Raw genomic sequence first — 3,816 nt, 5'->3', positions numbered from 1 at the left:
CGTATCCCTGCCCGTGCGGCATATCCAGCACATCGAAGAGACGGGGCGGCGAGCCAGCCGGACCCGGCAAGCATCCCCCAGCCCAGTGAGTGAGGACATATGAGTGAGCCCAGCGGCGAGACCGACGTCACCACGGCTCCCACCGGGGACGCCCCGGCCACCGTGGACCCCGCTCCGCCCGAGGAGTTCGTTAAGGCCGCCAAACTGCTCCCGGACCACTGGCTCTACTTCACCGACCCGACGTGGCAGGAGGAGGGACCGCCTCCCGAATGGGCCGTGGTGGGGCAGTGGCGCTCCAACCTGGACGGCGAGATCGTGGAATGGCAGGACAACGACAACTACCGGCCGTCCCCCCAGGCGCATGGCTGGCCCGAGCCGGTGGACGCAGTGGACGCCGCCATCCAGCTCGCCTCCACCGGTTACGGGCCGGGCGAGGACGTCCCCCGCGCCCTGGCCGGCGCGGAGCTGGCGGTGCTCGTCACGGCCGAGGGCGAGCCCGTGCGCGCTTCGGCACCCGACGGCACCGCTGTGATCCCGGTCTTCAGCGCGCCCGCGTTCCTCCACCGCTACGGGAACCTGGCGTACGAACTCGTGAAGACCGCCGACATCATCCATCGTCTTCCCGAGGACCACAGCTTCTACGTCAACCCTTCGGCGCAGGTGAGCATGGTCGTGGACACGCAGGCGGTGCTCGATGCCATCGCCGAGACGGAGAAACCGGCCACCGAGCCCACCCGGGAAGCATCCGTGGCGGAGGAACCGCCGCCGGCGGCCGCGCGGGGCGACAGCGCGGGCGAGAACGGGCCACGTGAGGCGGAGGAGCCCGAGCCCCCGGCCCCCGTGCGCCCCTCGACGGTCGGCGGTACGGACGTGCCCACCACGCCTGCCGCCACGGCCCCCACCGAGGACGAGACCGCCGGGGGATCGGCCCTCAGTCTGGACTCCACCATCTGATCCGCGGAATTCCGCGCCCACCGCACGTAACACACACCCCGCACATCGATGGAGTTTCATCCCATGACGAGTTCTTCCCGCACACCGGACGACGAGCCACAGAACACCGCGGAGGCGGACCCCGCGGGCGATCCTGCAGACGGGGGCTCGGGCACCGCCGGGACCCAGGGCGGTCCTGGCGCGGTGCTCAAGGGCCAGGAGCGCTTCCGGGAGCCGCCCGAGGACTACGTCAGGGCCGCCAAGGTGGCCCCCAACCACTGGCTGTCCGTCATCGACCGGCACTGGAACGGCGACGAGGGCGAACCACCGCCGTCCTGGGCCACCCTCGGGCGCTGGCGCAGCGACCAGCAGGGGGAGATCGTGGAGTGGGAGGAGAACGCCGAGTACCGCCCCTCACCCGACGCGTACGGCTGGGCCCCGCCGGTCAGCCCCGTGGACGCCGCCGTGCAACTGGTCGCCACCGGATACGCCTCGGAGGAGCTGTTCGCCCTGATGCTCGCCGACGCCGAGGTGGCCGTGTGTGTCGATGAGAAGGGCGGCCTGGCGGTGACCGACGCACCGGACGGTACGGAGGCCGTGCCTGTCTTCTCGACATCACCGGAGCTGGAGGAGGACCGACTGCCCCCGCACGTGGTGATGTCGGTGCCCGATCTGCTGGAGAGGCTGCCGGAGGGGAAAGAGGTGCTGTTCCTCAGCTCCTCTGCCCCGGTGGGGCAACTCGTCACGGTGAGCGCGCTGCGGGAGAGCAAGGCCGACCTGGAACGGTACGAGGCGGAGGGCGGGGACCGCGGGCCGTTGGACGAGTGGCCCGAGCCCGGCAGGGCCGACTACCGGCCGGACGCCATCACGGATCTGCCGGACCTCGTGACGCTCGAGGACTGGCCCGATTTCCTGACGGATGATCATCGGACGGCGGACGACGGCCCGGGGACGGGGCCGGGGACCGGGGCGGAGACCCGGACGGAACGGAAGCCGGCCGAGCCCGGAGAGGCGGACGAGGCCTGACATGTGTGGCCCTGGCGGAGACCGCCGGGGCCACACATGGCGCAGCAATCATCGCCTCAGACTGCCGCAAGATCACGCCAACTGAAATGGCGTCTAAGTGGGCATTTAGAGAAGCTCTGTGCCAGTAAGTAACTTTCGTGGCCGTCGCGCTTGAGGTGTTTGCCTCATACGCACACCCTCGAGTCCATCGAGCTACGGACTTGGCCGCCCGTTTGCTCCGGTTCTCGTACACGAAGTTCATCTGGTTTGAAGATCGGGCAGAAACGCCCAACAGCAGCGGAAAGGCACCGTCCGCCCCATCCATGATCACCCTACGGCGTGAGCCAGCGGAAGCCCTACCCCAGCGACCTGTCCGACGCCCGATGGGCCTTAATCGAGCCGACGTTAACGGCCTGGAGAAAAGCCCGGCTCGACCGCAGGCCCACCGGGCAGCCGGCCAGGGTCGACCTGTGCGACGTATTCAACGCACTCCTCTACATCAACCGCACCGGAATCCCCTGGAAATACCTCCCGCACGACTTCCCCAACCACGGCAGCGTCTACGCCTACTACGCAGCCTGGCGCGACGAGGGAATCCTCGCCCAGCTCAACTACGACCTGACCGGCCTGGCCCGCGTGAAGGAAGGAGGCAAGCCCGAACCGACCGCTTCCGTGATCGACACCCAGAGCGTGAAAACCTCCACCAACGTGCCCCTGACCAGCCAGGGAACCGACGCCGCCAAGAAGATCGTCGGCAGGAAACGGGGCATCCTCACCGACACGATCGGACTCATCCTTGCCGTGACCGTCACCGCCGCGAGCCTGTCCGAGAACGCCGTCGGAATCCAGCTCCTCGACCAGGCCAAGAAGACCTACCCGACCATCTTTAAGAGCTGGGTCGACACCGGCTTCAAGAATGCCGTCATCGAGCACGGCGCCAGCCTCGGAATCGACGTCGAAGTCGTCAACAGGAACCCAGGAGTTCGCGGCTTCCACGTTGTCAAAAGGCGCTGGGTTGTCGAACGAAGTATTGGTTGGATCATGCTGCACCGGCACCTCGCCCGAGACTACGAGACCCTGCCCGCCAGCTCCGAGGCCATGATCTACGTCGCCTCGATCGACAACCTCACCAAGCGCATAACGGACGAGACGACATCCACCTGGCGAGGAACTTACTAGTAGATAAAGGGCAATCCACCTAGATCAAATGCCCTCTAAGGGCCTGCAGGGAATCAAGGCATTGTTCCGGTCCTCGGACTCGTTGGTGTGGTGTGCGCATTCCGGACGAGACTCGCGGTGAAGTTCGCGGTGTTGCTTTCACATCTGGACGAGCGGCAGCGGCGGTTGCCGATGGCTGCGGGAGCCGGGCGCGCTGGGGCTCGGCGGTGTCCGGGCCGTGGCACAGGCCGCTGCGGTCAGCGAGATAACGGTCCGCAAGGGCGTGTTCGGACTCGAGGCGGGCGGGGAACCTCTGGGAAGGGTGCGGCCGTCCGAGCGCAGGTCGCAAACGAGTCGCGGAGCTGAATCCGCGGCTGCGCCCGGCGCTGTTGGTCCCGGTTGGGCCAAATGTTCGAGGCGATCCGATGTCGCCGCTGCGCTGGACGGTGGAGTCCACCCGCACGCTGGCGCAGGAGCTGACCCGGGCCCGGCACCGTGCCGGTGCCGACACCGTCGCCGATCTGCTGCGTGGGCCAGGGCGATCAGTCCCAGATCGAGGCCGCCGGGTTCCCGTGGCGTCCAGCGCAGGGATGTGATGATCCCGTCGTGATCCGGCCCGTACAGCGGGCCCCAGGCTGTCCCGAGCGCGGCGATCCGTTCGGCCCTTCGGTGTCAGGGGAGAGTCCGGCCGGGTGTGTGCCCGTAGCGGTGTGTGCGTTC

At 68.0% G+C, this 3,816-nt stretch carries 3 protein-coding genes and 1 pseudogene; all 4 read left to right on the top strand.

Going from position 1 to position 3,816, the window contains the following annotated elements; translation table 11 throughout:
• The first annotated feature begins 99 nt into the window (after positions 1–99).
• On the top strand, positions 100–954 hold the full coding sequence (locus ACZ7M3_RS49160) for a type VII secretion system-associated protein (RefSeq protein WP_472072851.1): 855 nt from the start codon (positions 100–102) through the stop codon (positions 952–954).
• Positions 955–1,017: 63 nt separating this feature from the next.
• Positions 1,018–1,959 (top strand): type VII secretion system-associated protein, encoded by a 942-nt coding sequence (locus ACZ7M3_RS49155; protein WP_472072849.1) that lies wholly within the window; start codon positions 1,018–1,020, stop codon positions 1,957–1,959.
• Positions 1,960–2,277: 318 nt separating this feature from the next.
• Positions 2,278–3,117, top strand: coding sequence for an IS5 family transposase (locus ACZ7M3_RS49150; protein WP_472072847.1), 840 nt, complete (start codon positions 2,278–2,280; stop codon positions 3,115–3,117).
• 90 nt (positions 3,118–3,207) lie between these two features.
• Positions 3,208–3,644: pseudogene (locus tag ACZ7M3_RS49145) on the top strand (ISAzo13-like element transposase-related protein); the annotation flags it as partial.
• Positions 3,645–3,816: the final 172 nt, after the last annotated feature.

The organism is Streptomyces sp. NPDC111656, from assembly GCF_055656965.1.
The sequence above is the reverse complement of the archived record's forward strand: the minus strand, read 5'-3'. Positions and strand labels throughout refer to the sequence as shown.